Below are 2,697 nucleotides of genomic sequence, written 5' to 3'. Positions count from 1 at the left end.
GACGTCGGGACCGGTGTCGTCGGCGACCTCGGCCCCGCCCAGCGGGAACGCCTGCGCCGCCTGGGCCGCCCCCTGCCGCCCGCCGAGGCGCTGGCCCTGTTCGACGCCGCCCTGGCGGACGGCGCGCCCCTGCTCGTGCCCACCCGGCTGGAAGTGCCCGCCCGGCTGGAAGTGCCCGGCCGGCTGGAAGTGCCCGGCCGGCCGGAGGAGCCCGTCGGGGCCGAGGTGCCGCCGCTGCTGCGCGCGCTGGTGCCCGGTCGCGCGTCCCGGACCACCGCCGCGGACCCGCGCCGCCGGCTCGCCGCCCTCACCGGACCCGCCCGTGACGCCGCCCTGCGCGACGCCGTGTTCGGCCAGGTCGCCGCCGTCCTCGGCTACCCGGACGCGCGGGCCGTCGTCGGCGACCGGGGTTTCCTGGAGCTCGGCCTCGACTCGCTCACCGCCGTCGAGCTGCGCAACGGCCTCGACCGCGCCACCGGACTGCGCCTGCGCACCACGATCGCCTTCGACGCCGGCACCCCCGACGAGCTGGTGCGGCGGCTCGCGCGGGCACTGGCCCGGGTCGCCCCCGAACCCGCCCCGGAACCGCGCGCCGACCCCGCCCCGGAACCCCGCGCCAACCCCATGGACGCGCTCGACGGCCTGTTCCGCCACGCCCTGCGCCTGGGGCAGCGCAAGACCGCCCAGCGGCTGGCCCGCGAGGCCGCCCGGCTCAGGCCCATGGCCGCCTCACCGGCCGACTGGCCCGCCCCGCCGGAACCGGTGCTGCTCGCCGACGGCCCCGAGCGGCCCGCGCTGGTCTGCTTCTCGTCCATCGTGGCCATCGCCGGCGCCCACCAGTTCGCCCGCTTCGCCGGGCGGTTCCGGGGCACCCGCCCGTGCCTGGCGTTCGACGTGCCCGGCTTCGGCGCGGGCGAACTGCTCGCGGCCGACGTCGACACCCTCGTCGGCGCGTACGCCGACGCCATCACCGAGCGGGTCGCCGGGCCGTTCGTGCTGCTGGGCAGCTCCTCCGGCGGCTACCTCGCGCACGCCACCGCCACCGCGCTGGAGGCCCGCGGCACGCGCCCGACCGGCGTCGCCCTGCTGGACACCTACCTGATCGGCGACCCGGCGATCATGCGGGACCGCGTCCAGGAGCACCTGATGGCCGGGATGCTCGACCGCGAGGACCGGTACGTGCGCCTGGACGGCGACCGGCTCACCGCGATGGCCTGGTACGGCGGCCTGTTCGAGGACTGGGCGCCCGGCCCGTGCGCCGCGCCGCTGCTGCTGGTGCGCGCCTCGGAACCGATGGACGGCATGACCGACGACCCGGCGTCCGACGACTGGCGCGCCCACTGGGACACCGCGCAGACCGTCGTGGACGTCCCCGGCAACCACTTCACGCTCGCCGAGCAGCACCTGGAGCACTGCACCGCGGCGGTGGAGAAGTGGCTCCGCACCCTCACCCCCGCCGCAGACAAGGAAGAGGCGCCCGCATGACCGACACGACGCCCGTGCCCGACCTCGCGATCCGGCGCGGCTGCCCGTTCGCCGAACCCGACGGCTACGCCGAACTGCGCGCGGCCGGCCCGGTCACCCGCGTGCGCCTCGGCTCCGGCCGGGAGGCGTGGGCGGTGTCGTCGCACGCGGCGGCCCGCGAGCTGCTGCTCTCCGACGCGTTCAGCGTGGACCGCAGGCACCCGAACTACCCGAGCCTCGTGCCGTTCACCCACGACGTCGGGTTCCGCGCCTCCATCGGCGAGATGGACCCGCCCGAGCACGGCGCCGCCCGCCGGGCGGTCAACGGCGAGTTCACCCAGCGCCGCGTGGAGGCCATGCGCCCGGACGTGCAGGAGGTGGTGGACGGCCTGGTCGACGCCCTGCTGGCCGGTCCCAAGCCCGCCGACCTGGTGCCCGCCCTGGCGCTGCCGCTGCCGACCACCCTGATCTGCGAGCTGCTCGGCGTGCCCGAGGAGGACCGTGAGGCGTTCCGGGTCCGCTCCGCCACCATGATCGACCTGTTCACCGCGCCGCAGGAGCGGATGGCCGCCATCGGCGCGCTGCTCGGCTACATCGACCAGCTCGTCACCGCCAAGGAGGCCGACCCCGGCGACGACCTCGTCGGCCGCCGCATCCGCAGGGCCCGCGAGGACGACGACGGCACCGACCACCAGGCGCTGGTGGAACTGGCGCTCACGCTGCTCGTCGCCGGCTTCGAGAGCACCGCCAACCAGATCTCCCTCGGCGTGGTCGCCCTGCTGCGCCACCCCGACCAGCTCGACCTGCTCCGCCGCGAGCCGGAGCGCTGGCCCGCCGCCGTCGAGGAGCTGCTGCGCTACTGCTCCATCCTCAACCCGGTGTCCTACCGGGTCGCCGCCGACGACGTCACCATCGCCGGCGTGGCCGTGCGCCGGGGCGACGGCGTGGTCGCCCTGGGCACCGCGGTCAACCGCGACCCCGAGGTGTTCGCCGACCCCGACCGGCTCGACGTCACCCGCACCTCCGGCCGCCACCTCGCCTTCGGGCACGGCGCGCACGTGTGCGTCGGGCAGCACCTGGCCCGGGTCGAGCTCCAGGTCGTCTACGAGACCCTCTTCCGCCGCGTGCCGGACCTGCGGCTCGCGGTGCCCGTGGAGGAGCTGTCCTTCAAGGACGAGGCCGCCGCGTACGGGTTGAACTCCGTGCCCGTCACCTGGTGACCGCGCGCGGCCA

2 protein-coding genes are annotated in these 2,697 nt (G+C 76.5%); both read left to right on the top strand.

Annotated features, from left to right (window positions below):
* Positions 1-135 precede the first annotated feature (135 nt).
* Positions 136-1,485 (top strand): thioesterase domain-containing protein, encoded by a 1,350-nt coding sequence (locus tag ACRAKJ_RS21875; RefSeq protein ID WP_438923757.1) that lies wholly within the window; start codon positions 136-138, stop codon positions 1,483-1,485.
* A complete protein-coding gene (locus ACRAKJ_RS21870; RefSeq protein ID WP_438923754.1) occupies positions 1,482-2,684 on the top strand; it encodes a cytochrome P450 in 1,203 nt (400 codons plus the stop codon). Before ACRAKJ_RS21875 ends, ACRAKJ_RS21870 begins: the two co-directional genes overlap by 4 nt.
* Positions 2,685-2,697 lie beyond the last annotated feature (13 nt).

Source organism: Saccharothrix sp. DSM 118769 (assembly GCF_052936295.1).
Note: the sequence above shows the minus strand (reverse complement) of the source record. Positions and strands in the feature narration are given on the sequence as shown.

What these genes read in the sequence shown, in the direction of transcription:
- ACRAKJ_RS21870 (WP_438923754.1), top strand. Translation starts at nt 1,482, where the DNA reads ATGACCGACACGACGCCCGTGCCCGACCTCGCGATCCGGCGCGGCTGC.